Origin of the sequence: Amycolatopsis sp. NPDC048633 (assembly GCF_040650695.1) — a bacterium.
Lineage (GTDB): Bacteria > Actinomycetota > Actinomycetes > Mycobacteriales > Pseudonocardiaceae > Amycolatopsis.
The window spans coordinates 1-23,625 of the sequence record NZ_JBEZHS010000001.1 but is presented as its reverse complement, the minus strand read 5'-3'; the positions used below and the strand labels follow the sequence as shown (position 1 = coordinate 23,625).

At 70.8% G+C, this 23,625-nt stretch carries 27 protein-coding genes; 13 read left to right on the top strand and 14 right to left on the bottom strand.

Going from position 1 to position 23,625, the window contains the following annotated elements; translation table 11 throughout:
- Positions 1 to 23: 23 nt before the first annotated feature.
- Positions 24 to 773, bottom strand: a complete 750-nt coding sequence (locus tag AB0C38_RS00135; RefSeq protein WP_360664050.1) for a rhomboid-like protein — start codon at positions 771 to 773, stop codon at positions 24 to 26.
- Positions 774 to 944: 171 nt separating this feature from the next.
- Here AB0C38_RS00135 and AB0C38_RS00130 point away from each other — a divergent pair, with 171 nt between their 5' ends.
- The gene (locus AB0C38_RS00130) at positions 945 to 1,451 is read left to right on the top strand and encodes a hypothetical protein (RefSeq protein WP_360664047.1); all 507 of its coding nucleotides are present in this window, start codon (positions 945 to 947) and stop codon (positions 1,449 to 1,451) included.
- Here AB0C38_RS00130 and AB0C38_RS00125 read toward each other — a convergent pair.
- The gene (locus tag AB0C38_RS00125; RefSeq protein WP_360664044.1) at positions 1,438 to 1,899 is read right to left on the bottom strand and encodes a pyridoxamine 5'-phosphate oxidase family protein; all 462 of its coding nucleotides are present in this window, start codon (positions 1,897 to 1,899) and stop codon (positions 1,438 to 1,440) included. The genes AB0C38_RS00130 and AB0C38_RS00125 overlap by 14 nt on opposite strands.
- An 86-nt stretch (positions 1,900 to 1,985) precedes the next feature.
- Here AB0C38_RS00125 and AB0C38_RS00120 point away from each other — a divergent pair, with 86 nt between their 5' ends.
- Positions 1,986 to 2,561 (top strand): TetR/AcrR family transcriptional regulator, encoded by a 576-nt coding sequence (locus AB0C38_RS00120; RefSeq protein ID WP_360664041.1) that lies wholly within the window; start codon positions 1,986 to 1,988, stop codon positions 2,559 to 2,561.
- Here AB0C38_RS00120 and AB0C38_RS00115 read toward each other — a convergent pair.
- On the bottom strand, positions 2,512 to 3,843 hold the full coding sequence (locus AB0C38_RS00115; RefSeq protein WP_360664038.1) for a nucleobase:cation symporter-2 family protein: 1,332 nt from the start codon (positions 3,841 to 3,843) through the stop codon (positions 2,512 to 2,514). The two genes, AB0C38_RS00120 and AB0C38_RS00115, sit on opposite strands and share 50 nt — an antisense overlap.
- A gap of 119 nt (positions 3,844 to 3,962) precedes the next feature.
- Between AB0C38_RS00115 and AB0C38_RS00110 the strand changes: the two genes are divergently transcribed.
- The 5 genes from AB0C38_RS00110 (at position 3,963) to AB0C38_RS00090 (ending at position 8,275) form a co-directional block, all read left to right on the top strand.
- Positions 3,963 to 5,102, top strand: coding sequence for a 5-methyltetrahydropteroyltriglutamate--homocysteine S-methyltransferase (locus AB0C38_RS00110; RefSeq protein WP_360664035.1), 1,140 nt, complete (start codon positions 3,963 to 3,965; stop codon positions 5,100 to 5,102).
- The gene (locus tag AB0C38_RS00105) at positions 5,102 to 5,419 is read left to right on the top strand and encodes an NIPSNAP family protein (protein ID WP_191312392.1); all 318 of its coding nucleotides are present in this window, start codon (positions 5,102 to 5,104) and stop codon (positions 5,417 to 5,419) included. Before AB0C38_RS00110 ends, AB0C38_RS00105 begins: the two co-directional genes overlap by 1 nt.
- Position 5,420: 1 nt before the next feature.
- Positions 5,421 to 6,206 carry an IclR family transcriptional regulator gene (locus AB0C38_RS00100; protein ID WP_360664032.1) on the top strand — a complete coding sequence of 262 codons (786 nt, stop codon included), beginning with the start codon at positions 5,421 to 5,423 and terminating at the stop codon, positions 6,204 to 6,206.
- A gap of 78 nt (positions 6,207 to 6,284) precedes the next feature.
- Positions 6,285 to 7,505 carry an FAD-dependent oxidoreductase gene (locus tag AB0C38_RS00095; protein WP_360664029.1) on the top strand — a complete coding sequence of 407 codons (1,221 nt, stop codon included), beginning with the start codon at positions 6,285 to 6,287 and terminating at the stop codon, positions 7,503 to 7,505.
- Positions 7,506 to 7,537: 32 nt separating this feature from the next.
- The gene (locus AB0C38_RS00090; RefSeq protein WP_360664026.1) at positions 7,538 to 8,275 is read left to right on the top strand and encodes a Clp protease N-terminal domain-containing protein; all 738 of its coding nucleotides are present in this window, start codon (positions 7,538 to 7,540) and stop codon (positions 8,273 to 8,275) included.
- Between the two features lie 93 nt (positions 8,276 to 8,368).
- Here AB0C38_RS00090 and gndA read toward each other — a convergent pair whose 3' ends face one another.
- The gene (gndA, locus tag AB0C38_RS00085) at positions 8,369 to 9,808 is read right to left on the bottom strand and encodes an NADP-dependent phosphogluconate dehydrogenase (protein ID WP_360664023.1); all 1,440 of its coding nucleotides are present in this window, start codon (positions 9,806 to 9,808) and stop codon (positions 8,369 to 8,371) included.
- Positions 9,809 to 9,893: 85 nt separating this feature from the next.
- Complete coding sequence (locus tag AB0C38_RS00080; RefSeq protein WP_360664021.1) at positions 9,894 to 10,817, bottom strand: MBL fold metallo-hydrolase; 924 nt, start codon at positions 10,815 to 10,817, stop codon at positions 9,894 to 9,896.
- Between the two features lie 235 nt (positions 10,818 to 11,052).
- On the opposite strand from AB0C38_RS00080, the gene AB0C38_RS00075 reads away from it, so the two are divergent.
- The 4 genes from AB0C38_RS00075 to AB0C38_RS00060 all read left to right on the top strand — a co-directional run bounded on the left by AB0C38_RS00075 (position 11,053) and on the right by AB0C38_RS00060 (position 14,286).
- A complete protein-coding gene (locus AB0C38_RS00075) occupies positions 11,053 to 11,916 on the top strand; it encodes a helix-turn-helix transcriptional regulator (RefSeq protein WP_360664018.1) in 864 nt (287 codons plus the stop codon).
- Between the two features lie 101 nt (positions 11,917 to 12,017).
- On the top strand, positions 12,018 to 12,845 hold the full coding sequence (locus AB0C38_RS00070; protein WP_360664015.1) for an SAM-dependent methyltransferase: 828 nt from the start codon (positions 12,018 to 12,020) through the stop codon (positions 12,843 to 12,845).
- A complete protein-coding gene (locus AB0C38_RS00065; protein WP_360664012.1) occupies positions 12,842 to 13,690 on the top strand; it encodes an SAM-dependent methyltransferase in 849 nt (282 codons plus the stop codon). Before AB0C38_RS00070 ends, AB0C38_RS00065 begins: the two co-directional genes overlap by 4 nt.
- Positions 13,687 to 14,286 carry a class I SAM-dependent methyltransferase gene (locus AB0C38_RS00060; RefSeq protein ID WP_360664009.1) on the top strand — a complete coding sequence of 200 codons (600 nt, stop codon included), beginning with the start codon at positions 13,687 to 13,689 and terminating at the stop codon, positions 14,284 to 14,286. Before AB0C38_RS00065 ends, AB0C38_RS00060 begins: the two co-directional genes overlap by 4 nt.
- A 183-nt stretch (positions 14,287 to 14,469) precedes the next feature.
- Here AB0C38_RS00060 and AB0C38_RS00055 read toward each other — a convergent pair whose 3' ends face one another.
- The gene (locus tag AB0C38_RS00055) at positions 14,470 to 14,724 is read right to left on the bottom strand and encodes a hypothetical protein (RefSeq protein WP_360664006.1); all 255 of its coding nucleotides are present in this window, start codon (positions 14,722 to 14,724) and stop codon (positions 14,470 to 14,472) included.
- A 458-nt stretch (positions 14,725 to 15,182) separates the two neighbouring features.
- Between AB0C38_RS00055 and AB0C38_RS00050 the strand changes: the two genes are divergently transcribed.
- Positions 15,183 to 15,437 (top strand): DUF397 domain-containing protein, encoded by a 255-nt coding sequence (locus tag AB0C38_RS00050; RefSeq protein ID WP_285482105.1) that lies wholly within the window; start codon positions 15,183 to 15,185, stop codon positions 15,435 to 15,437.
- A gap of 131 nt (positions 15,438 to 15,568) precedes the next feature.
- On the opposite strand, the gene AB0C38_RS00045 is transcribed toward AB0C38_RS00050, so the two are convergent.
- From AB0C38_RS00045 to AB0C38_RS00025, 5 genes are all read right to left on the bottom strand, one after another.
- Positions 15,569 to 16,102 (bottom strand): hypothetical protein, encoded by a 534-nt coding sequence (locus AB0C38_RS00045; RefSeq protein WP_360664003.1) that lies wholly within the window; start codon positions 16,100 to 16,102, stop codon positions 15,569 to 15,571.
- Positions 16,103 to 16,166: 64 nt separating this feature from the next.
- Complete coding sequence (locus tag AB0C38_RS00040; RefSeq protein ID WP_360664000.1) at positions 16,167 to 17,309, bottom strand: hypothetical protein; 1,143 nt, start codon at positions 17,307 to 17,309, stop codon at positions 16,167 to 16,169.
- 18 nt (positions 17,310 to 17,327) lie between these two features.
- Positions 17,328 to 17,720, bottom strand: coding sequence for a FixH family protein (locus AB0C38_RS00035; RefSeq protein ID WP_360663997.1), 393 nt, complete (start codon positions 17,718 to 17,720; stop codon positions 17,328 to 17,330).
- Complete coding sequence (locus AB0C38_RS00030) at positions 17,717 to 19,114, bottom strand: hypothetical protein (protein ID WP_360663994.1); 1,398 nt, start codon at positions 19,112 to 19,114, stop codon at positions 17,717 to 17,719. The genes AB0C38_RS00035 and AB0C38_RS00030 overlap by 4 nt, the downstream gene beginning before the upstream one ends.
- A 95-nt stretch (positions 19,115 to 19,209) precedes the next feature.
- A complete protein-coding gene (locus tag AB0C38_RS00025) occupies positions 19,210 to 20,064 on the bottom strand; it encodes an alpha/beta hydrolase (protein WP_360663991.1) in 855 nt (284 codons plus the stop codon).
- 53 nt (positions 20,065 to 20,117) lie between these two features.
- On the opposite strand from AB0C38_RS00025, the gene AB0C38_RS00020 reads away from it, so the two are divergent.
- Positions 20,118 to 20,672 (top strand): CGNR zinc finger domain-containing protein, encoded by a 555-nt coding sequence (locus AB0C38_RS00020; protein WP_360663988.1) that lies wholly within the window; start codon positions 20,118 to 20,120, stop codon positions 20,670 to 20,672.
- Here the strand turns inward: AB0C38_RS00020 and AB0C38_RS00015 are convergent.
- From AB0C38_RS00015 to AB0C38_RS00005, 3 genes are read right to left on the bottom strand one after another with little or no spacing between them, the layout of a single operon-like run.
- A complete protein-coding gene (locus AB0C38_RS00015; protein WP_360663985.1) occupies positions 20,669 to 21,529 on the bottom strand; it encodes an oxygenase MpaB family protein in 861 nt (286 codons plus the stop codon). The genes AB0C38_RS00020 and AB0C38_RS00015 overlap by 4 nt on opposite strands.
- A complete protein-coding gene (locus AB0C38_RS00010) occupies positions 21,529 to 22,104 on the bottom strand; it encodes a TetR family transcriptional regulator (protein WP_360663982.1) in 576 nt (191 codons plus the stop codon). The genes AB0C38_RS00015 and AB0C38_RS00010 overlap by 1 nt, the downstream gene beginning before the upstream one ends.
- Entirely contained in the window at positions 22,071 to 23,447 is a 1,377-nt protein-coding gene (locus tag AB0C38_RS00005) for an amidase (RefSeq protein ID WP_360663979.1), read from the bottom strand. Before AB0C38_RS00005 ends, AB0C38_RS00010 begins: the two co-directional genes overlap by 34 nt.
- Between the last annotated feature and the right edge of the window lie 178 nt (positions 23,448 to 23,625).

The following is a 23,625-nucleotide window of genomic DNA, read 5'->3' as shown; positions in this document are numbered from 1 at the left end:
GCTTCGCGGCTGTGGCCCGTCGATTACACCACCGACTCCGGCGCCTGCCTACCCGCCGGAATCCGGGTCCGGCCTGCGGCTGGGCCGCGCAGCCGCGGGCCCCAGAACAGCAGCCCGAAGTGCGCGGCGATCAGGTGGCCGAGCAGCGTGACGACCGAGTCGAGGCTCGCCGGGTCGTCGCCGAGCCAGATCGCCGCGATGAACGCCTCCATGGCGGCCAGCGCCACCAGGCGGGCGCGGCCGCGCAGCAGGAAGACGAGCGCGCCGGCGGTGGTGAAGAAGCCGTAGCTGACGCCGATGTCGAGCCAGTGCCCGGCCGAGTTCGGCAGGACGCGGGCGCTGATCAGGGCCATCACCGGCAGCTCGGTGACGAGGGTGGCCAGCACGTGGCCGGAGAAGAACACGGTCGCCGCGCGGCGGGCGCCGAAGCGGCGTTCCAGCGGCGCGACGGCGATCGTGAAGATCACGACGTAGGCGAGCCAGCCCTCGTCGGACAGCCAGATCGCGCTGGTCAGCAGCGAGGTCAGCGGCCGCCGCCACAGGTTGTGGGCGTCGGTGCTGGACAGCTGGAGCAGCCGGGCGGTCAGCTCCGGGTCGGCGAACTTGAGCAGCAGCGTCGTGCCGAGCAGGAGAACGAGGTAACCGAACGTGAAGGGGGTTACCTTCGGCTGGGGGATGATCTTCGTGAACGCCGACAGGCTGCGACGCGAAACGGCGATCCGGGGGAGCGGCCGATCGGCTTTCAGCAGCATGGTTCGAGTCTCGACGGTCATGCTGGGAGTCTCCCGAACCGCAGCTGTGAATCCGCTGTGGAATGTCACTCACCGTCAAACCGAACGTTACGTGACGAATTTTTGCCGATACCTCACCCATTCGGGTGCTTTGTGCGGTAAAAATATGATCACGACGTCGGCCGAAAGGCTCTCTCGGGAAGGTCTGTCGGGGTGAACGACGAGGTATCGGTTGCCGAGCTGCTCGTGCGCGAGGGCTGGGGCGACCGTTCGGCGCAGGGCCAGTCCCGCTGGCGTGTGCTCGCGGTGATGGTCGCCGTCGTCATCGGCTGCGGAGCCGCCGCGGTGCTGGTCGGGCTCGGCGGCAAGGGCACTGAGAACGCGTCCCCGGTCGACCAGATCCAGGTCATCCCGTTCCCCCAGCGCACCACCGGGCTGGGCGGCGCCGGCCAGGCCACGGACTCGCCGCCGGAAGGTGGCACCGGCGGCGGTGACGTCGTCCCCGGCGTCGGGGTGCCCCGAGAGACTGTCACCGAAGTGCCGGGCAGCACGCCGGACACCGAGAGCAGTGCCAGCACCACGACGCCGACCACCACTCCGACCAGTGGCGGTCCGGACTCCTCGGTCACCCCGACCACGACTCCGCCGGCCGGGCAGCGCCCGCCGAGCGCGACCCCGCCGCCCCCGCGGCCGTCGTGCATCCTGATCATCTGCTGGTGAGCAGGCGAGCTTTTTCCGCGATGTCGCTGAAGTCCGCGGTGTTCCAGCGCTCCGGGCGCATCACGATCGCGATGTTGTTCCCGTGGGTGTCGTCGGTCGCGTCCGTGTAGGCCTCGCTGGCGCCCGGAGGCAGGTAGCGGGCCGCCATCTCGTGCCGCTGCGCCTTGGTCATCGGCGACGACTCCACCACCGGGCCTTCGACCGAGACGTACTTGTAGACGCCGTCCTGCTGCTGGACGCACAGCGCGAAGCGGCCGGCCGCCTCGATCAGCCGGGTCTTGCGCAGCCCGGGCGACGTCATCACGACGACGTCGCCGCCCGGCTCGTAGCGGTACCAGATCGGCGTGGTCAGCGGCGCCCGGCCGGGCTCGGCCGTCACGCTGAGGACGCCGACCTGCGGCTGGGCGAGGAACGCTTCGCGCTCTTCCTTGGTCATCTTCCGGGCCACCGTGACTCCTTAAGGCAATCTGATTTGCCTTAAAGGTACGCACGCTCGCCGAGTTAAGGCAAGTGTGTTTGCTTTAGGATGGGCGGATGACCCGACCCGGTGGCCGCAGCGCCCGCGTCCGAGACGCGGTGCACGACGCCGTCGTCGAGCTGCTCGCCGCCGGGGAGATCGACGCCGCGATCCCGCGGATCGCCGAGCGTGCGGGCGTGAACCCGACCAGCATCTACCGGCGCTGGGGCAGCCGCGACCACCTGCTGCTCGACGCCGCCGTGACGCGCCTGCGCGCGACGTCGCCGATCCCGGACACCGGCTCCCTGCACGGCGATCTGCGGGGCTGGGCCGAAGGCGTCGAACGCGCGATGCGCGACCCCCGCGGCCAAATCCTGCTCCGTGCGCTCGTCGCGACAATGAGCCCGGACGAGAAACCGCTCGAATACCTCCGGGCCCGCGGGGACGACCTGCAAGCCACGCTCGACAAGGCCGCGGCACGCGGCGAACCCGTGCCGTCGGTCGACGAGGTGCTGGACTTCGTCCTGGCCCCGCTCTACCTGCGGGTGCTGTTCCGGCGCCCGGCCGAGCCGGGCACCGGGGCCCGGCTCGTCGAGCGGTTGCTCATGGCGCTTCCAGCAGATCCGGCTCCGCGTGCCGGCCGAGGTGGTTGAACAACAGGTTCAGCGCGAACGCCAGCACCGCCGCCACCGTGATCGAGCTGCCGCAGATCGTCTGCAGCCAGGCCGGGAAGTGCTGGAAGATCTTCGGCGCGAACGCCGGCAGCAGGCCGACGCCGAGGGCCACCGCGACGATGAACGTGTTGTGGTTGCCCGAAAACTCCACCGTCTTGAGGTTCTGCGCGCCGACCGCGGCGACCATCGCGAACATGACGACCGCGACCCCGCCGACGACCGGCTGGGGGATCGCCGCGATGAACGCACCGATCTTCGGCACCAGGCCCATCAGCACCAGGATCCCGCCGGTCACCGCGACCACCCAGCGGCTGCGCACGCCGGTCATCCGCACCAGGCCGACGTTCTGCGCGAACGCCGTGTCGGGGAAGGAGTTCAGCACGCCGCCGAGCACGGCCGAGAAGCCGTCGGTGGCCAGGCCGCGCGCGAGGTCGGAGTCGGTCGGCGGCCGCCCGGTGATCTCGCCGACGGCGATCATGTCGGCGGTCGACTCGGTGAACGTCACGAGCATGACCACGCACATCGAAAGGACCGCGGCGATCGGGAACGTCGGTGCGCCGAAGTGGAACGGCGACGCGAGCCCGAACCAGCTGGCCGCGGCGAGCCCGTCCCAGTGCACCAGCCCCAGCGGAATCGCGGCCACCAGCCCGATCGCCAGGGCCAGCAGCGGGCCGATCTGGTTGGCGAACCCGCGCAGCACCCGCGTGAACAGCACGAGCAGCGCGAGCACGCCGAACGCGAGCAGGATGTGCGACAGGGCCGCGTAATCCGGCGCGGTGGGGTCGTTGCCCGCGATCAGCCCCGCGCCCGGGCCGAGCAGCGAGACGCCGATGACGAGCAGCAGCGTCCCGGTGACCAGCGGCGGGAAGAACCGGATCAGCTTGGCGAACGGTTTCGCGATGATCAGCCCGAACACGCCGGACGCCAGCATCGCGCCGTAGACCGCGGGCAGGCCGTACTGGGACGCGATCAGGATCATCGGGTTGACGACGCTGAACGTCGCGCCCGCGACCACGGGCAGCCGGATGCCGAGGATCTTCCCGATGCCGATCGACTGGATCAGCGTGGCGATGCCGGCGACGAGGAGATCGGCGTTGACCAGCAGCCCGATCGTCGCCGGGTCCAGCTTCAGCGCGCTGCCGACGATCAGCGGCACGGCGACCGCGCCCGCGTACATGATCGACATGTGCTGCAGGCCGAGCAGTGCCAGCCGGCCGGCGGGCAGGCCCTGGTCGACGGGGTGCACCGCGGGTTTCGTCATGATCAAGCCCCTTTCCCGCGGTACATCTGACGCTTCGCGCGTGACGGTAGCAAGTCTCCGCCGTGATGATCTCGTTTCCGGGGGCGGCGGAACGGTCTCGGATGTGTGACCATCGGTGCATGACTTCGGGTGGTATTTCCCAGGTGGGCCCGCCGTTTCGCGCTGATCACGTCGGGAGCCTCCTGCGGCCCCCGGTGCTGCGCGACGCGCGACGGCGGCGCGAAAGCGGTGAGATCGGCGTGGAGCAGCTCCGCGCGGTCGAGGACGACGCGATCCGTGACGTCATCAAGATGCAGAAGGTGGCCGGGCTGAGCTCGGCCACCGACGGCGAGTTCCGGCGTGCTTCGTGGCACATGGACTTCATCTACGCGCTCGGCGGGATCTCCCAGAGCGACGAACGGCTGCACGTCAAGTTCCACAACCTGGCGGGCGATCTCGAGTTCAGCCCACCCGGCCTGCAGGTCGACGGCAAGGTGCGGCTCGACGAGCCGATCTTCGCCGACCACTTCCGGTTCCTGCAGTCCCATGTGGACCCCGGCGTGACGCCGAAGCTGACCATCCCGTCACCGAGCATGGTCTACTACCGCGGCGGCCGGGCGGCGGTCAGCGAGACCGTCTACCCGGACCTCGAAGAGTTTTACACCGACCTGAGTGCGGCGTACAAAGCGCAGATCGCCGCGATGGCCGGCCTCGGCTGCCGGTACCTGCAGCTCGACGACACCAGCCTCGCCTACCTCAACGACCCCGCGCAGCGGGAGCTCGTCGCGCGGATGGGCGGCGACCCGGACACCCAGCACCTGCGCAACATCGCGACGCTGAACGCGGCGCTGGCCGGCCGTCCCGAGGGGCTGGCGGTGACGACCCACCTGTGCCGCGGCAACTTCCGGTCGTCGTGGGTCGCTTCGGGCAGCTACGAATTCGTCGCGGAGGCGCTGTTCGGCGACCTGGCCGTCGACGGGTTCTTCCTGGAGTTCGACGACGAACGCTCCGGTGGCTTCGAACCGCTTCGGTTCGTGCCGAAGGACAAGAAGGTCGTCCTCGGCCTGGTCACGACGAAGCGGGCGGAGCTGGAAGACCCCGACGTCCTGGTGCGGCGGATCGAGGAGGCTTCGCAGTACGTCGATGTCGACCAGCTTTGCCTTTCGCCGCAGTGCGGTTTCTCCTCGACCGAGGAGGGCAACGACCTGACACCGGACGAGCAGCTGCGGAAGCTGGAGCTGCTCGTGGCGACGGCCGACCGCGTCTGGGGCGGCCACTGATGATCACCTGCGTCGTCGACTACGTCATCGACCCCGCGAAGCTTCCCGACTTCGAACGCTTCGCCGCCGCGTGGATGCGGTTGGTGCAGCGCGAAGGCGGGATCCACCACGGCTATTTCCTGCCGTCGGAGGGTGCGAGCGACGAAGCCCGGGCGCTGTTCAGCTTCGAGAGCCTCGCGGCGTACGAGCGCTACCGGACGCTGTTCGGCGTCGACCCGGACTTCATCGAGGCCGACAAGATCCGGGACGAGAGCGGTTGCGTGGTGCGGTACCGGCGGACGTTCATGCGCCCGCTCCTGCCGGACGACGACCTCTGACGTGCGACACAGCGCGCGGCGGCCGCCCTCGGTCGTGGATCGCGTCCTCGATCTGCTGGACGCCTTCACGGCCGAGCGGCCGCAGCTGACGCTGTCCGAGCTCAGCCGCCGTGCCGGGTTGCCCCTGTCGACCACGCACCGGCTGGCCGGGGAGCTGACCAAACGCGGTGCGCTCATGCGCGACGAAGCCGGCGTCTACCGCGTCGGGTTGTGGTTGTGGGAAGTCGCTTCGCTCGCTCCGCACGGTGCGGAGCTGCGAGAGAGCGCGATGCCGTTCCTGGAGGACCTCTACGAGGCCACGCACCAGAACGTGCAGCTCGCCGTGCTCGACGGGCCGGAGGTCGTCTACGTCGAGCGCATCTCGGGCCGCGGCGCGGTCAACGTCCTGACGCGCGTCGGCGGCCGGCTGCCCGCGCACGCGACCGGCGTCGGCCAGGTGCTGCTCGCGCACGCCCCGGCCGAAACCCAGGAGGAGGTCCTGGCCGCGCCGCTGAAGACGTTCACGCTGAAGACGATCGGCTCGGCTTCGCAGCTGCGGCGGGTACTGGCCGACGTCCGCCGCGACGGGTACGCGATCAGCGACGGCCAGATCGAGCTGATCTCGCTGTCGGTGGCGGCCCCGGTCTACGACTCGACGGACGAGGTGGTGGCGGCGATCTCGGTGGTGGTCCCGGCGGAGGGGACGGACCCGCGGACGCTGGTCCCGGCGGTCCGGGCGGCGGCGCGGGGGATTTCGCGGGTGCTCCGGGCGCCGCGGGCCCTGCGGACCACCGGCGAACCCCACTGATCAACTCCGTTCCTCGACGAGCCGGGCGGGGTGTGGTCGGATGGCGGTGAGGGTTGCCGGATGGGTGAGGAGCAGGGGATGACCACCGTTCTCGTGGTCGGGGCCGGACAGAGCGGGTTCCAGGCCGTGGCGTCGCTGCGGGACCGCGGCTTCGACGGCCGGGTCGTGCTGGTCGGTGACGAGCCGGGCGTGCCGTACCAGCGGCCGCCGCTGTCGAAGGCCTACCTGGCCGGGACCGCGGGGCTCGAGCAGCTGCACCTGCGCGGCGAGGACTTCTTCGCCGACAAGGACATCGAGCTGGTCGCCGGCCGGGTCGCTTCGATCGACCGCGAGGCTTCGCTGATACGTCTCGAAGACGGCGCCGAGCTGACGTACGACCACCTCGTCCTGGCCACCGGCTCACGCAACCGGACGCTGCCCGTCCCCGGCGCGGACCTGCCCGGCGTGCTGACCCTGCGCACCCGTGACGACGCCGACCGGCTGCGTGCTTCGCTCACCACCTCGGAAAACGTCGTCGTGGTGGGCGGCGGCTTCATCGGGCTGGAGTTCGCCTCACACGCCGGCCGCCCGGTGACGATCGTCGAAGCGCAGGACCGGCTGCTCAACCGCGTCGCGACGCCGGAGATTTCCGCCTACTTCGCCGCGCTGCACCGCGAAGCCGGGCACACGGTGCTGCTCGGCCAGGGCGTTTCGGCGCTGCACGGTGACTCGCGGGTGCGCGAGGTCGAGCTGTCCGACGGCCGCCGGCTGCCCGCCGACCTGGTCGTGATCGCCGTCGGTGTCGTGCCGGAGACGACGCTCGCTTCGGCGGCCGGGCTCGCGGTGGACAACGGCGTGGTCGTCGACGCGCACCTGCGGACAGCCGACGAAAAGATCTTCGCGATCGGCGACTGCGCGAACTTCCCGTGCGTGCAGGCGGGCGCCGCGACCCGGCTGGAGTCGGTGCAGAACGCCGTCGACCAGGCCCGGTGCGTGGCCGCGGCGATCACCGGCGCGCCCGCGCCGTACGCGAGCCTGCCGTGGTTCTGGACCGACCAGTCCGGCGCGAAGCTGCAGATCGCCGGGATCCTTTCGGGCGCCGACCGGACGGTGGTCGCGGGCGACCAGGCCGCGGGCAAGTTCTCGGTGCTGTCCTTCCGCGACGACGTCCTCATCGCGGTCGAGTCGGTGAACCGGCCGGCCGACCACATCGCCGCGCGGCGCTTGTTCACCGCGAACCCGCACCCCGCGTACGCGGACCTGGCGGCGAGCGAGTTCAACCTCAAGGAGCACCTGAAGGTAGCGTCAACTCGCGGTTGACGATTGGAGAGCGTCAACCTAAAGTTGACGGCATGACGCTACCCAACCCCATCAAGCTCGACGACCTCATCAGCGCGATCAAGAGCAACAACGACAAGGACGCCCTCGCCCAGCTCTCCGACGCCGTCTACATGGGCGAGCACCTCGGTGATGTTGCCGACCACCTCATCGGCCACTTCGTCGACCAGGCCCGCCGCTCCGGCGCGTCCTGGACCGAGATCGGCAAGAGCATGGGCGTCACGAAGCAGGCGGCCCAGAAGCGGTTCGTGCCGAAGGTGGACCCGGGTGGTGACGTCTCCGGCGCGATCGAGCGGGTCTACGGCCGCTACACCGACCGCGCGCGGCACGTGATCGTCGCGGCCCAGAAGGCGGCGATCGACAACGCCAGCCCGGCCATCGACACCGTGCACCTGGTGCTGGGCCTGCTCACCGAGCCCGCGGCCCTCGCCGCGGGCGCGATCCTGGCCCAGGGCGTCACGCTGGAGACCGTCCACGAGGCCGCCGAAGCCCAGCTGCCCGAGCGGGCGGAGGCAGTGCCCAGCCCGATGCCGTTCAGTGCCGAGGCGAAGAAGGCACTGGAGTTGACCCTGCGCGAAGGGCTGCGGCTGGGGCACAACTACATCGGCACCGAGCACATCCTCCTGGCGCTCCTGGAGCAGGGCGAAGGCGTCGGCTTCCAGGTGCTCGACGGCCTGGGGATCAAGAAGGACAAGGCCGAGGAGAAGATCGTCGCGGTCCTGGCGGAAATCCTGGCCGCCCGGGGACAGTGAGGCTCTTCTGCGTGGCCGCGCTACTCGCGTTGCTGCTGGTGACGCTGCTCTGACCGGGAAGGACCAGGGGGTCTTCCCGGTCAGAGCACGGCATCAGGCGGAGGCTTCCGGGCGGCCGTCGGCGGCCCAGGACGTGTGGAACGAGCCGTCGCGGTCCACGCGGCGGTACGTGTGCGCCCCGAAGAAGTCACGCTGACCCTGGACCAGCGCCGCCGGCAGCCGGTCCGCGCGGAGGCCGTCGTAGTACGCCAGCGCCGTCGAGAAGCCCGGCGTCGGGATCCCGAGCCGGACCGCCGTCGAGATCACCGAACGCCACGAGTCCTGCGCGTCCTCGACCGCCTTGCGGAAGCCGCCCGACGTCAGCAACGTCGGCAGCGAAGGCTCCTCGGCGTAGGCCGACGTGATGTCGTTGAGGAACTTCGCGCGGATGATGCAGCCGCCGCGCCAGATCGAGGCGACCTTGCCGAGGTCGATGTCCCAGCCGTACTCCGTCGCGCCGGCCTGGATCTGGTTGAAGCCCTGCGCGTACGCGACGACCTTCGACGCGTACAGCGCCTGCTCGACGTCGTCCGCGAAGCGCTCCAGCTCCGAGCCGGACAGCGGCGTCCGCGAAGGACCGCCGAGCCCGCGGGCCGCCGAGCGCAGCGAAGTCGACCCGGACAGCGAACGCGCGAAGACGGCTTCGGCGATGCCCGAGATCGGGACACCCAGGTCGAGGCCGATCTGCACGGTCCAGCGGCCGGTGCCCTTCTGCTCGGCGGCGTCCGCGACGACGTCGACGAACGGCTTGCCGGACGACTTGTCGACGTGCGCCAGCACGTCGGCGGTGATCTCGATCAGGTAGGAGTCGAGCCGGCCGGTGTTCCAGGTCCGGAACACGTCGGCGATCTCGGCGGGGGAGTAGCCGCCCGCGCCGCGCAGCAGGTCGAACGACTCCGCGATCAGCTGCATGTCGGCGTACTCGATGCCGTTGTGCACCATCTTGACGAAGTGGCCGGCGCCGTCCGCGCCGATGTGCGTGCAGCACGGCTCGCCGTCGACCTTGGCCGAGATGTCCTCGAACAGCGGGCCGAGGGACTCGTACGACTCCTTCGAGCCGCCGGGCATGATGCTCGGCCCGTGCAGCGCGCCCTCTTCGCCGCCGGAGACGCCGCTGCCGACGAAGTGCAGCCCGCGCTCGCGCAGCGCCTGCTCGCGGCGGCGCGTGTCGGCGAAGTGCGCGTTGCCGGCGTCGATGATCACGTCGCCCTCTTCGAGCAGCGGCGCGAACTCCTCGATGACGGCGTCCGTCGGGCCGCCCGCCTTGACCATGATCACGACCTGCCGGGGCCGCTCCAGCGCGTCGACGAACGCCTGCGCCGAGTACGCCGGGATGAAGTCACCTTCGTCGCCGAACTGGTCCACCAGCGCGCGGGTCCGCTCCTCGGACCGGTTGTGCAGGGCCACCGTGTGCCCGTGCCGGGCCAGGTTGCGGGCCAGGTTGCGGCCCATGACCGCCAGGCCGGTGACCCCGATGCTCGCCTTCTTGCTCATCCGCATCCTCTCGAAGACTCTCTCGATTCAGACCCTAGTCCGATCGACGCCTCATGGGAGGGCACGGAGCGGTGGCTCACTCAGTTCAGGAGAAGCAGCGGATCGGGCCGCGGTTGATCGCGACCATGTCCATCACCGCGGCGGCGAGGTCGATCTGCGCGCCCCACTCGGCGCCGTCCAGCTCGGCGTACGCGCGGTGCAGGTTGCCCGGCAGCCGCTCCTGCTCGGAGAGCGACGCGAACTCGCCCAGGTCCGTCTCCTTGGCCAGCTCCAGCGGCGACAACCCGGCAGCTTTCCCGCGCGACGCCGTCTCCTGGACGAACTTCAGGTACGCGTCCACAGTGTCGACGACGTCGAGCCCGCACGCCGGCCCGTGCCCGGGCAGGATCACGGCCGGCTCGAGCTCCCGGATCACGTCCAGCCCGGCGCGCCAGCCGGCCACCGAGCCCATCAGCGCGAACGGGCTGCCGCCGTTGAACACCAGGTCACCGGCGTAGAGCACGCGCTGCTCCGGCAGCCAGACCAGGACGTCGTTGGTGGTGTGCGCCGCGTGGCCGGGGTGGATCAGCTCGAGGGTGACGTCGCCGGCGTGCACGGTCAGCCGGTCGTCGAACACGACCTCCGGCGGCCGCGACCGCAGCTCGCCCCAGTCGCTGCCGACGAAGATGCCTTCGAACGTCTGGATGCCCTCGGCGACCATCAGCTCGCGCGTCTTGCGGTGCCCGATGATCGTCGCGCCTTCGGCCAGGTAGTTGCCGTTGGTGTGGTCGCCGTGGTGGTGGGTGTTCACCAGCGTCGTCACCGGGCTGCCGGTGGCGGCGCCGACCGTCTCGAGCAGCGCGCGCGTGCGGCGCTCGGTCGAGCACGTGTCGATCAGCACGGTGTGGTCGCCGGCATCGACGAACCCGCAGTTGTTGATGTACCAGGAGCCGTCCGGCTGGACGTAGCCGTGGACCCGGTCGGCCAGGCGGGTGACGGCGGCGGCGGCGGCGGGCGAACGATCGGTCACCGGCTCACTATGCCCGAGACCGCGCTCCCCCGGTTGGCGGAATAATTCGGAATTTCACTGGTCCAGGAGAGTGACAACCTAGGTGACTGGCGTTCCGCGGCGTTTCCTGGAACGCTGCGCGATGTCATCATCGAGATCCGCAAGGTGAAGCACTAACCTGGGTGGGTTCGATAGTTCGCGTGCGACGGCGGCCGGTGGCCGTCGTCGCTTGGTAGTGGTCCGGGAGAGCAGGGCGATGGCCAGCACCGTCACCTCGCGCCGGAAGCAGCTCGGAAACGAGCTCCGGCACGCCCGCACCGCGGCGCGGATGACACAGCAGCAGGTCGCCGAGGTTCTCGGCTGCACCCAGGGCAAGGTCAACAAGATCGAGTCCGGTGCCGTCGGGGTGAAGCTCGGGGATGTGCGATCCATGCTGAACGCGTTCGGGATCAACGGCGAAGAGGCCGACACCCTGATGAACCTGGCGCGGGCCGCGGCCGGGCAGCGCGGCCACTGGTCGGGCTACCGCTCGGTGGTGCCGCACTGGTTCCGCACCTTCACCGACCTGGAGCCCGCGGCCGCGGAGATCCTCACCTGGCACGGCGAGCGCATCCCGGGTCCGCTGCAGTCCGAGCACTACATGCTCAAGCAGTTCACCGAGGCCGGCGCGACGGACGTGACGTCCCTGGTGCGCAACCGGCTCGACCGCAAGGCCGTGTTCGAGCAGCAGCAGCCGCCGTACTACCGGTTCATCATCAGCGAGGGCGCGCTGCGCCGGGCCCCTGGCGGGTACGCGCCCGCGGTGATGCTCGACCAGGTCGAGCACCTGCTCTCGCTCGAGCGGCACCCGCGGGTCTACGTCCACGTGCTGCCGTTCGGGGCGCGGCTGGCCGCGGTGCCCAACGACTTCACGATCATGCGCTTCCCGGACCGCACCCGGGACTTCGTCTACATCGAGCACTCCGCCGGCGGTCTGTACCTCGACGACGTCAAGGACTTCAACATCTTCGTCGACTCGTGGGACAGGCTGCGTGGAGCGGCGCTGGAGCGGCAGGAGACCCGGCAGTTCCTCAAGGAGCTTGCAGAGGGTTACCGCGGCCAGATGCAGCAGATCCAATAGGGCGAACGGCGGCGCGAAGAGTCCCGAGTGGTGAACAACTGTCGGTAGAGTGGGCTTGTTTGCGCCCGATCCCACCGGAAGTGCCGCCCGAAGGGGACATCGTGGACCCCGACTTCCTTCCCGAGTCCGTCGATCTCGACCGGCCGAACGTGGCGAGGATCTACGACTGGGCGCTCGGCGGCACCGCGAACTGGGCGATCGACCGGCAGTACGGCGAGTTGGCCGTGAAAGCGTTTCCGCTGGCGAAGACCCTGGCGCGCGGCAACCGCGACTTCCTCGGCCGGGCCGTGCGCCACTGCGTTTCGCTGGGCATCACGCAGTTCCTCGACCTCGGGTCCGGCATCCCGACCGCGGGCAACGTCCACGAGGTGGCCGACGACCACGCCGACGACAGCCGCTGCGTCTACGTCGACAACGAGCCGGTGGCCGTCGCGCACGGGCGGATCCTGCTCGACGAGGAGGGCGATCCCGAGCGCCAGGCCGTCCTGCACGCCGACCTGCGGGACGCCGAGGAGGTCTGGGAAGCGGCGCTGGCCACCGGCGTGCTCGACCCCGACCGGCCGATCTGCCTGCTCAGCGTGGCCGTGCTGCACTTCCTGCCCGACGTCACCGGCGTCCGCGAAGCCATCCGCGACTACCGGACGCTGCTGGCGCCGGGATCGGCCTACGTTCTCTCGCACGCGACCGAATCCGGCGTCGAAGGCGACGAGCTGGCGCAGATCCGGCGGCTCGTGAAGCTGTCCGAGCGGTCGAGTTCGCCGGCGGTTTCCCGGTCGCTCGACGAGATCGCCGCGTTCTTCGGTAACTTCGACGTCGTCGACCCCGGGATCGTGCCTGTGGGAGAGTGGCGCCCCGAGCCCGGCGCCGCCCCGGTCCCCCTTGCGAGCGTGGTCGGCGGTGTCGGCCGCAAGCCTGGAGGACGGAAATGACGACGCAGGATCCCGAAGCCCCCGAAGGCGTCGACCTCGAGCGGCCGAACGCGGCCCGCATCTACGACTGGTTCCTCGGCGGCGACGCCAACTGGGCCATCGACCGGCAGTTCGGCGAACAGGCGGTCAAGACGTTCCCGATGATCAAGACGGTCGCGCGCGTCGGCCGTGACTTTCTCGGCCGCGGGGTCCGGTACCTGGCCCGCAACGGCATCGACCAGTTCCTCGACCTGGGGTCGGGCGTGCCGACCGTCGGGAACGTGCACGAGGTCGCGGCCGAGGTGAACCCGAACGCGCGGTGCGTGTACGTCGACAACGAGCCGGTCGCGGTGGCGCACTCACAGGTCCTGCTGGAGAAGGAGGGCGTGGCCGACCGGCACGCCGTGCTGCAGGGCGACCTGCGCGACCCGGCCGACATCTGGAAGCGCGCGCTCGAGACCGGCGTCCTCGACACGAACCGGCCGATCGGCCTGATCATCGTCGGCGTCCTGTACTTCCTCGGCAAGGACGAGCCGGTGGCCGACATCATCCAGAAGTACCTGTCGCTGCTGCCGTCCGGCTCGTACTTCCTGTCCTCGCACCTGACCACCGAAGGCCTCGACGCGCTGGCCGACCACGACAGCCGCACGTCGATCGTGGAGCAGTACAACAAGTCCAGCACCCCGCTGTACCTGCGCAGCAAGACGGAGTTCACGAGCTTCTTCGACGGCTTGGAGCTCGTGGAGCCGGGCATCGTCTACCTGCCCGAGTGGCACCCGGAGGAGATCGAGTCGCGGGCCACGAAGAAGCTCGCGAACGACCCGGCGTTCAGCGGCCACATCTGCGGCCTCGGCCGCAAACCGTGACGGCGGCCTACGACGCGGTCGCCGTCCAGTACGCGGAGCTCGTCCGCGACATCTGGGACGGCGACGCGCTGGACCGGGCCGCGTGGGCGGCGTTCGCGGATTTCGTGCGCGGCCGCGGCCCGGTCGCCGACCTGGGCTGCGGCCCCGGCCACCTGACGGCGCACCTGCGTTCGCTGGGGCTCGACGCGTTCGGCGTCGACGTGTCCCCGGAGATGGTTTCCCTGGCGCGCGCCGCACTCCCGGACCTGCGGTTCGAAGTGGGTTCGATGGCGGCGCTGGATCTGCCCGACGCGTCGCTGGCGGGGATCCTGTCGTGGTACTCGGTGATCCACACGCCGCCTGCGGAGATGCTCGGGTACTTCGCCGAATTCACCCGGACGTTGGCGCCCGGCGGTCACGTTCTGTTGGGCTGCTTCGAGGGCGCCTCGGTGACGGAGTTCGACCACAAGGTCACGACGGCCTACCGGTGGCCGCTGGACGAGCTGATGGCGCTGGCGGCCGCGGCGGGACTCGTCGAGGTGGGCCGGATGTACCGCGAAGCCACGGAAGGGGAGCGACCGTTCCGCCAGGGCCGGTTGCTGCTGCGGAAACCGTAGCCGCAACGGACGAGGCTGCCGCGCCGGATGTCATGAACGACTCTTTCATGTCGTCCGGCGCCATGAACGAGTCGTTCATGACATCGGATTCGCCGGCCTGCGGAAACCGTAGCCCCGAGACAGCGAGAGCCCCGGTCCCATCAGGGAACCGGGGCTCTTGTGGTGGTACGGCAGTTCAGGTGTTCAGGCGCGCGAGCCCACCCGGCCGCGCAGCAGCGGGCTCAGGTCGATCGCGGCTTCCAGGGGCCGGGTGGTCCGGAACCCGTCGGAGTGGCGCTGCAGCGGGGGGTCCTGGTCCGTCGCCCATGTCGTCGTCTTGCGCAGGGGCGCCTGGATCAGGCTGAAGCCGAAGCGGTTCCTCAGTTCGTTGCCGATCCCTCGGCGGCCGCGGTGCTCTTCTTCCTCGCGGCGGAAGAGCGAGTTCAGCCGGACGGCCATCGTCTACACCCCCAGCTCTCGTCGCGGTGACCGGGCGATGGCCGGTCCGGGACAGAGTTCGGTCGCGGTGCGGGAAAACGCTTCCCCGCCTGTGGTTCGGACCAGCTCGGTCGCACCGCGGGCGAACCTGCCCACGACGAGCACGCCCGGTGGCGCGCTGTCCTCGACGATCACGCTGATCCTCCCCCATGAGGTCCTGCGGTGGTGGTTGGTCGGTCGTCAGCCGGTGGCCCGCGTTCGGAGACCGCCCGTCGCATGCAGCCAGTCATTCACCGACGCCAGCGCCCCGGCCGATGCGATTAATCCTACTCCTGGAATAATCTTCATGTCGAGGCCGGACCTAGTTGATCACCCGCTTGGCCGTGCGGCGTACTCCATTGAGACACTGAGTAGCCGGACGCGGGTACTTTTGACCTGGTCCCGGCCGCGCCCCCCATCGATCCACGGAGGTACGACCCATGGCGGATTATCCGTCGTTCGCGGATTACGATCCGAACACGGCCGTGTCCCTGTTCCAAGAGGCTGCCTGGGAGAAGTCCTTCGCCAGCGAGCCCAACGGTGGGAGCTGCGTCGAGGTCAACCTCGGCCGGGAAGGCCTGATCGGCGTCCGCGACACCAAGCTCGCGACCAGCCCGGTCTTCGTGTTCGACACCGCCGAGTGGGAAGCGTTCCTGGTCGCCGTGAAGGCCGGTCAGTTCGACCTGCCCGCCTGATCCGTCACCCGGGGCGGTGATCGTGATCACCCGCCTGTGTACAGAAATCGCGAAGGCCCCCTTCCCCATCTCTGGTGAAGGAGGCCTTCGCGACGGCGCGGATACGTCCGGTGCCGATTGTGAGGGGAATCTCACCCGGTTGCCGGAAGTGCACCCCCGCGCAACCGGCTCCGGGTCCGGCGCCAGGCCACCACGACCAGCGCCACGAGCCCGATCAGCGGCAACGTGCTGATCGCCCAGCTCAGGCCCATCGGCGGCCCCGGCTGTTCGAGCACCGGCAGCGCGCGCAGGTCACCGGTGCCGGACCCGGCCGGGCCGTTGACCGTGAAGCGGAATGTCCACTCACCGGGACGCGGCATCGAGCGGACGTCGAGCCCCCAGACCTCGCGCTTGCGCGGGTGCCGGACCAGGGGCTGCACGCGGTTCTTGCCGCCCTCCGGGTTGATCATCGTGAGCGTGCCGGACTTGTCCTCGATCCCGCCGTCGGGGATGAAGGTGAAGTCCAGCGACTGCTCGGCCTTCAGCGGCCAGGTGCTGAACCCGATCGTCATCGCGTACGGCCCGGCTTGCACGTGCTCGGTGTGCACGATGTTGACCGGCTCGTACGCGTTCGCCGGCGCCGCCGTGGCGAACAGCAGTCCAGTGACGGCGGCCAGGGCTAGCACGATTCTTTTGGGGGTTCCGGGTGGCGGAGCCCCCGGTTGGGGCGGAGCCCCAAATGGCAACGGCTTACGCATCAGCGGTTTCCCCCTTCTTCGCGGGCGCCAGCAGGCAGAGCATCCCGCCGAACCGCCACCCGGCGAACCCGCCGAGCAGCCCGAGCAGGCCGCTGAGCACGGCCGTCGTCGCCAGGTACCAGGCCGGCGGCAGGTGCGCGCCGGTGTAGAGCAGGGTGCGCTGGACCGGCAGGCTCAGCCCGAGCAGCAGCCCGGCGATCCCGCCGGTGAGCACGGACACCCGGCCGACGCGCCATCCGCGGCGCCGCCCGGCGAAGTAGAGCAGCTCCATCAGCACGGCGACCGGCAGCAGCGCCATCGGGGTCAGCGACGGCATCTGCGGCACGCCCGAGACCGCGTCCCGCAGCGGCAGGTCGACCAGGTCCGCGTAGGCCACCGCCGCCCACGGCGAGAACCACCAGAAGACCGCCTGGACGGCCGCGACCATCGCCGCGGTGCCCACCGCCCCGCCCGGGCGGCGGAAGAACCCGGCGCCGACCGCGACCAGCAGCACCGCCATCATCGAGCAGCCGATGGAGACGGCGTCGGCGTAGTCGTCCGGCACCTGCTGCAGCCCGAGCGCGAGCACCGGCCCGAACGTGAGCAGCACGGTCAGCGACGCGAGCGTGCCGATCCGGCCCCAGCGGTGCTCGCGCGCCGCGGCGAACACCGCGGTCGTGCCGATCAGCGACACCGTGATCGACAGCAGCAGCCCGATGTGCGGCGGCGAGTCGATGACCGCGTCGAAGCCGTAGAGCCCGTGCCACCACTGGTCCCACAGGCCGTACAGCAGGAACGTCGCCGCGCCCACTCCGGAAACCAGATAACCCAGTGGTGCCGCGAACGTCTTGCCGAACACGTTGACCACGCGCCCGCCGACCCGCGGGTCGACCGGCCGCCCGGCCCGCCGCGCCGCCGTCGTCAGCAGCACGACGGCGAGGCTCGCCAGGCCGACGACCGCGCTGCCCGCGTACAGGAACAGGTGCGGCAGCGTGAAGAACGTGTCCGGCCCGACGTCGCTGTGCCACTGGATGTCCCAGGTGAGCCCCACCAGTGACAGCAGTGACCCCCCGAGCACGACGTTCGCGGGCAGCAACCCCGTTCGCGCCTGTTTCGCGACCGACGCCGTCCTGACGCCGGATGCGGTGAGATCCATTCCCCCGACCTCCTCCTTCTACTTGACCAACACGGGAAAAACGACTTGGGCGGGCCCGCCGGGGCCGCTCAGGGACACGGTGATCTCCCACTGCCCGGCCATCGGCAGCCCGACGTCCGCGGCGCGGAAGTGGCCGGGCCCGTCCGGCCCGGCGGGCACCGCCGGGAACGCGTGTCCCATCTGCGCCATGACCGGCGCGACCGTGACGGCGTCGGGCGCGGGCCCGGTCACCGCCACCGCGAACGTGTTGCCGCCGATGCGCGGCTCGTCCGCGGAGAACTGGACCGTGTACGGCCCGGAAACCGCTTGCTGGGTGGTGGCTTTCGCGCTGCCGCCCGGCCACAGCAGCCAGGTGGCCCCGGCCACGACGACCAGCGCGACCACGATGATCAGCAACGTCGGGCGTTTCATCGGCCGGCTCCTGTCGTCGGGACGTCCACCACGGCGGGGATGGTGAGCACGCGGTAGCCGCGCTCGGCCTGCAGCCAGATCCGGTACCGGCCGGGCGCGGCGAAGGTGTAGGTGAAGCTGACGTCCGGGCCGTACGCGGCGACGGTCTCGTCGGGGCGGTCGAGCTGGCCCGCGACCGGCGGGATCATGGCGTGGACGTGTGCCCACGTCGGTGCCGTCGCGGCGTCGGTGCCCGGTTGCCCGGTGATCGGCCCGGCGACGATCAGGTGGCCGAGCATGCCCAGCCACGGCTGGAGGTCCTGGGTCCGGAAGTGCGCGGTGATCGTCGTCGGCGTGCCGGGGGAGATGGTGAGCTCGACCGGGGTGCCGTCGACCGTCCGCGGTCCGGCGCCGGGTGGTTCGGGTGCGGGCGCGGCGGTGCCCGTCATGTCCACAGTGGACCGGACGAGCTGGACCCCGCCGCCGCGCCGGACGAGCTCGGCGGCGACGGTGTAGGTGCCCGCTTCCGGATCGGCCACGCTGACGCGGTAGTCGCCGGGGCCGACGCGCACCGGGTGCAGGTGGCTCATCCGGCCGGACGGCGAGACGAGGACCAGGTGCACGAGCGCGTTGTCGTGGATCAGCAGGTCGTCGACCGGGCGGCCGGTGGCGCCGTCGGTGAGGCCGAGCCGCAGACCGCCGGGCGCCGGGTGCGCCGCGAGGTTCACCGGCGGCCGCGAGTAGTCCACAGTGGACAACTGGGCGTTGGCGTACGGGTCGGTGACGTTGTCGAACGTCGGATCGAGCTGGCTGCCGGGCGCGGGCGGCGGGGGAGTGCTCGCCGACAGCAGCGCACCGGTGACCGCGACGGCGAGCGCGGCGACCACGCCACCGGCGGGGATCAGTGCGAAGGCGGTCCGCTTCGCCCGCATCGCCACGACGAGCGCGAGCAGGAGGAACACGCCCGCGGCGACGAACCCGCCGTAGGTGGCCTTCTCCCACGGTGGGACCACGCGCGCCGGCACGATGAACGGGATGGTCGCGGTGGTTCCGGTGCCGTCGCCGAGCGACAGCTCCCACGGTCCCGGCTTGTCGACTTGGAGATTTCCCGCGTACACGCCCGGTTCGGCGCCGAGGACGACGTCGCCCCGGGACGTCACGACGCCGTCGGCCGCGACGGCCAGGTGTAGCGTCCCGGGCGCGGTGCCCTGGTGCGTGACGACGTCGACCCGCAGCGGCGACGGCGTGACGTCGACCCGGCGGATGATCACGGTCAGCTCGCGGGCGCCGAGCGTCTGCGCGACCTGGATGTCCGTGCCGGACGGCGCGCCGTCGGCGAGCGCGGTCCCGCCGCCGGCCACGAACCCCAGCACGGCCAGCAGCATCAGCAACACGGTTCTCGATTTGGTCCCCATTGTGGGGTGAACCTATCGACGGCGACGGGTGGCGGGCGTCACGGCGGCGAGGGAACTCCGGTCCCCAGTGCGGGGGACCGGAGCCCCCGGGGGTCTCAGGGGTGCAGGAACTTCCGCAGGTGGGCGACGACTTCTTCGGGCTGTTCCTCGGGCAGGAAGTGTCCGCATTCGGCCAGGGCCACGCCCGTGACGTCGTTCGCGTACTCCCGCCAGATCTCGAGGGTGGGCAGGGTGCCCAGCAGGCCGTTCGCGCCCCACAGGGCGAGAAGTGGCTGGGTGACGCGCTTTCCGGCCTCGTAGTCGGCGTCGTCGGCCTCGGCGTCGTCCGGGAAGGACGCGCGGTAGTCGTCGAAACCGGCCCTGAGCGCGCCGGGCTGGGAGAAGGCGCGGACGTACTCGGTGACGGAGTCCGGGTCGAGGCGGTGGCGCTGGTAGGTCCAGCGTTCGTAGAAGTAGCCGAGGTAGGCGGCGATGTCCTGGCCGGCGAGGAGCTCCGGCAGATCGGGCTGGAGGTGGAAGAGCCAGTGCCAGTAGGCCTTCGCGATGCCGGTGTCGAGGCGCTGCCACATGGCGCGGGTCGGGGCGATGTCGAGGACGGCGAGGCGATCGACCTGGTCCGGGCGGTCCAGCGCCCAGCGGTGGGCGACGCGGCCGCCGCGGTCGTGCCCGGCGACGGCGATCTTCGGGAACCCGAGGTGGTCGGCGAGCGCGGCGACGTCGGCGGCCATGGTGCGCTTGTCGTAGCCGGTCTTCGGTTTGTCGGTGCGGCCGTAGCCGCGCAGGTCGGGGGCGATGACGGTGTGCGTCTCGGCGAGGGGCCCGAGGACTTTGTGCCAGCAGTGCGACGTCTGCGGCCAGCCGTGCAGCAGGAACAGCGGCGGGCCCTCTCCGGCCCTGACGTAGTGCATCCGGATGCCGTTGACCGTGGCCATGCTTTCTAACCTGTTCATGCGGTTAGAAGGTAGCGGCACTTCTAACTGTTCGCAACGGTTAGAATGAGGGCATGGAGTGGGCTTTCGATGGCGGACGGCCGTGCCTCGACCTGGTCAACACGCTGCGCTCGCGGTACGCCGAGGGCGTCGAGCTGCTGACCGGGCCCGACGCGCTGGCGGAGTGGCTCTCGCTCGCGGGCTTCACGACGGGCCCGGTGCCGGTGACGGCCGGGAACGTGCTGGCGGCGAAGGCGTTGCGAGAAGCGGTGGACCGGGTGCTGCTCGCGGACGGGCTGCCGGCCGAAATGGACGTCGACCTGGTGAACAACGCGGCGGCCTCGGCCTCCGCGCCACCGCCGCGCCTGGTCGTGGCCGGCGGTCGGCTGCGGCGCGAGGTCCCGGCCTCGAAGGATCCGGTCGCGGTGGCGTTCGCGACGTTGGCCGCCGACGCGATCGACCTGGCGACGAGCGAGGCATCGGTGCGGGTGTGCGCGGCGGACGACTGCGGGCTGCGGTTCTGTGACGCGTCGCCGCGGCGGAACCGGCACTGGTGCTCGATGGCCCGGTGCGGGAACCGCGCCAAGGCCCGCGCGCACTACGCCCGGGTCAGCGGCCGCGACGACTAGCTCGCCGAACCCGGGCCGTTGCCGCCGACCAGGCGTTGGTAGACCCTCGGGTGCGCGCGGAGCCAGACGTTGAGCTTGCCGATCCAGCGCATGTGCGCCGTCCGCAACCCGGCCGGGACCGGTGTCGCGAGAACCTTTACCACGCGGGCAAAGCGCAGGAACCGCCGCTGGTCACGAAGAGTCCACTGTAGACCAAGGCGATCGCGGAGTGCGGGTGGCAGCGTCGCGCGGAGCAGGAACATCTGGACCCGGGCGTGCAGCCGCCACCACGAGTCGGGCAGCCACCGCACCGGCTTGTCCACCGTCCGGATCGTCTCGAAGAGCTGGTCGATCGTCGGGTTCCCGGCGAAACCGGCCACCTTTTCGTCGTAGTAGCGCTCGAAAGCCGCCCAGTCCGGCGGCAGGTCGCGTTCGCGCACCCCGAGCAGCCGGCCGATGGCGCACATCTGCGCGTAGTACTGCTCAAGTTCCACATCGGACAAAGGGCGTCCGAAGAACCGTTGTGCGTCAACGGGAACCTTCACCAGGGTCGCGTGCACCCAGGCGTAGGCCTCCGGGTTCAACGCGCTGTAGCGCCGTCCGTCCAGGGAACCGGTGAACGAACGGTGCAAGGAGCGCAGCCGTGCGGCCTCCACCCGCGCACCCGCGACACCGCCGTAGACGTAGATCGACAGCGACGCGCCCGTCCGCATCAGCCGCGTCCAGGGATCCGACGTGTAGTCCGAATGGTCGCGCACTCCCGCCGCGACGACCGGGTGCGCGACCTGCAGCACCAGCACCTGCCCCGCCAGCAGCCCGTCGCGGAAGTCACCGAAGTACTTCCACGCCGCCGTGCCGCGGACGATCGGCGGAGCCATCAAGCCCCGCGGAGCAGCATCATCAGCGGCTCGGCCACCGGGGTGTCCGTCTCGCCGGTCGCCAGCCGGCGCAGCTGCAGCCCGGCGATCAGCGCGACGACCGGCGCGGCCAGCCGCCGCGGCTCCGGCACGCCGATCGCTTCGAGGATCGTCACGGCCAGTTCGTCGTACGCCGCGAAGCAGCGCGAAGAAGCTTCGTGCAGCTCGGGATCCCGGGCGGACTGGAGATACAGCTCGTGCGCGCCGAGCTCGTCGGCGCCGAACGGCAGCTGCGCGATCACGTGCTCGACGACCGACGCGGCCTGCTCGACGCTCAGGCCGTCGGCGCGGTAGCCGTCGACGATCGCGCCGAGCTTCGTCGTCTCCTCCGCGGCGAACATCAGCATCGCTTCGCGCAGCAACGCCGTCTGGCTGGGGAAGTGGTAGGTGAGCGTGCCGAGCGAAACGCCGGCGGCGGCGACGATCCGGCGGTTCGTCAGCCCGCCGACGCCGTGCTCGCCGACGACGGTCAGCGCGCCGCGCAGGATGGCGTCCCGGGTGCTTACCAGCTTGTCTCGGGATGCCGCTCCGGCCACCGTTCGACCTCTTCCAGTTGGGCGGCGAGCGAAACCAGCCGCTCCTCGGCGTGCGAGGGGCCGAGCAGCTGCGCGCCCAGCGGCAGGCCGTCGGCCGTCAGCCCGGCCGGGACGTTGACCCCCGGCCAGCCCAGCACGTTCCACGGCCAAGCGTACGGGCAGGCGGCGATCATGGCCTGGTCGGTCTCCCAGCCGGACAGCCCGTCGAACGTGCCGATCGGCGGCGGCGGGGTCGCGGTGGTCGGGGTCAGCAGGACGTCGACGCGGCCGAAGACCGAGCCGATCCGCCGGTGCAGTCCCGGTTCGAGCGCGCGGGCGAGCCGCAGCGCGGGTCCGGCCAGCAGGCGGCCGTGGCCGGCGTTGCTGCGGGTCCGCGGGTCGAGCCCGGTGCGGTCGGGCACCCGCAGCGTCCAGTCGCGGACGCCGGTGAGCGAGCGCGGCAGGAACGTCAGGCCGATCAGCCCGTAGTCCGGCTCGACCTCGACGATCTCGTGGCCCAGCCCGGCGAGCGACTCGGCGAGGCGCCGCACGTTCGCTTCGACGACCGGGTCGAGCCGGGTTTTGGTGGCGGTGAACGGGATCCGCGTCGACAGCCCGATCCGCAGCCGCCCGGGTTCGCGCCTGGCCGCGGTTCGGAACGCGGTGCCGGTGGCGGCGGCGACGTCCAGCAGCAGGGCGGCGTCCTCGACGGTCCGGGCGAGCGGGCCGAGCACGGTCAGGCCGTGGAACAGCTCGCCGTCGGTCGGGATCCGGCCGCGCTGGGTCTTGATGCCGACGAGCCCGGTCCACGCGGCCGGGATGCGCACCGAGCCGGCGCCGTCGGAACCGAGCGCGGCCGCGATGACCCCCGACGCCACCGCGGCCGCGCTCCCGCCTGAAGAACCCCCTGGGGTGTGGCCGATGTGCCACGGATTGCGCGTCGCACCGAAGGCCGGGCCCTCGGTGAACGGCCATTGGCCCAGTTCGGGGGTGTTGGTCTTGCCGATGATGACCGCGCCGGCCTCGCGCAGCAGCGCGACGGCGGGCGCGTCGGACGTCGCGACCGGGAACTCGCCGAGGCAGCCGAAGGACGTGGGCAGGCCGGTGAGGTCGACGTCGTCCTTGATGGCGACGGGGACGCCGAGCAGCGGTTTCCGGTCGCCGGACTGGAGCCGCTCGTCCGCGTCGGCCGCTTCGGCGAGAGCCGCGTCGTCGCGCAGGTGCCGGAATGCGTTGAGCGTCGGCTGGCTCGCGTGCGCGCGCCCGAGAGCGGTCGCGGTGAGCTCGGCCGAGGTGACCTCACCGGCGGCGAGCTGCGCGGCCTGCTCGGCAAGACCGGCGAAGTCCAGGCTCGTGGCTGTCATGGCGGCCCCCGAAAGTTCTCGTTCGTTCGAACGAACGTTACCGGATACCGACGGTCTCCGGCTACTCCCGAACGCCCCAATGTGGCCTTGGTTGCGTTCAACGCACCCAAGGGGCCCTTCGGTGCGTTCAACGCACCGAAGGCCACATTGGGGCGCTCGAGAGTGGGCTCAGGACGTT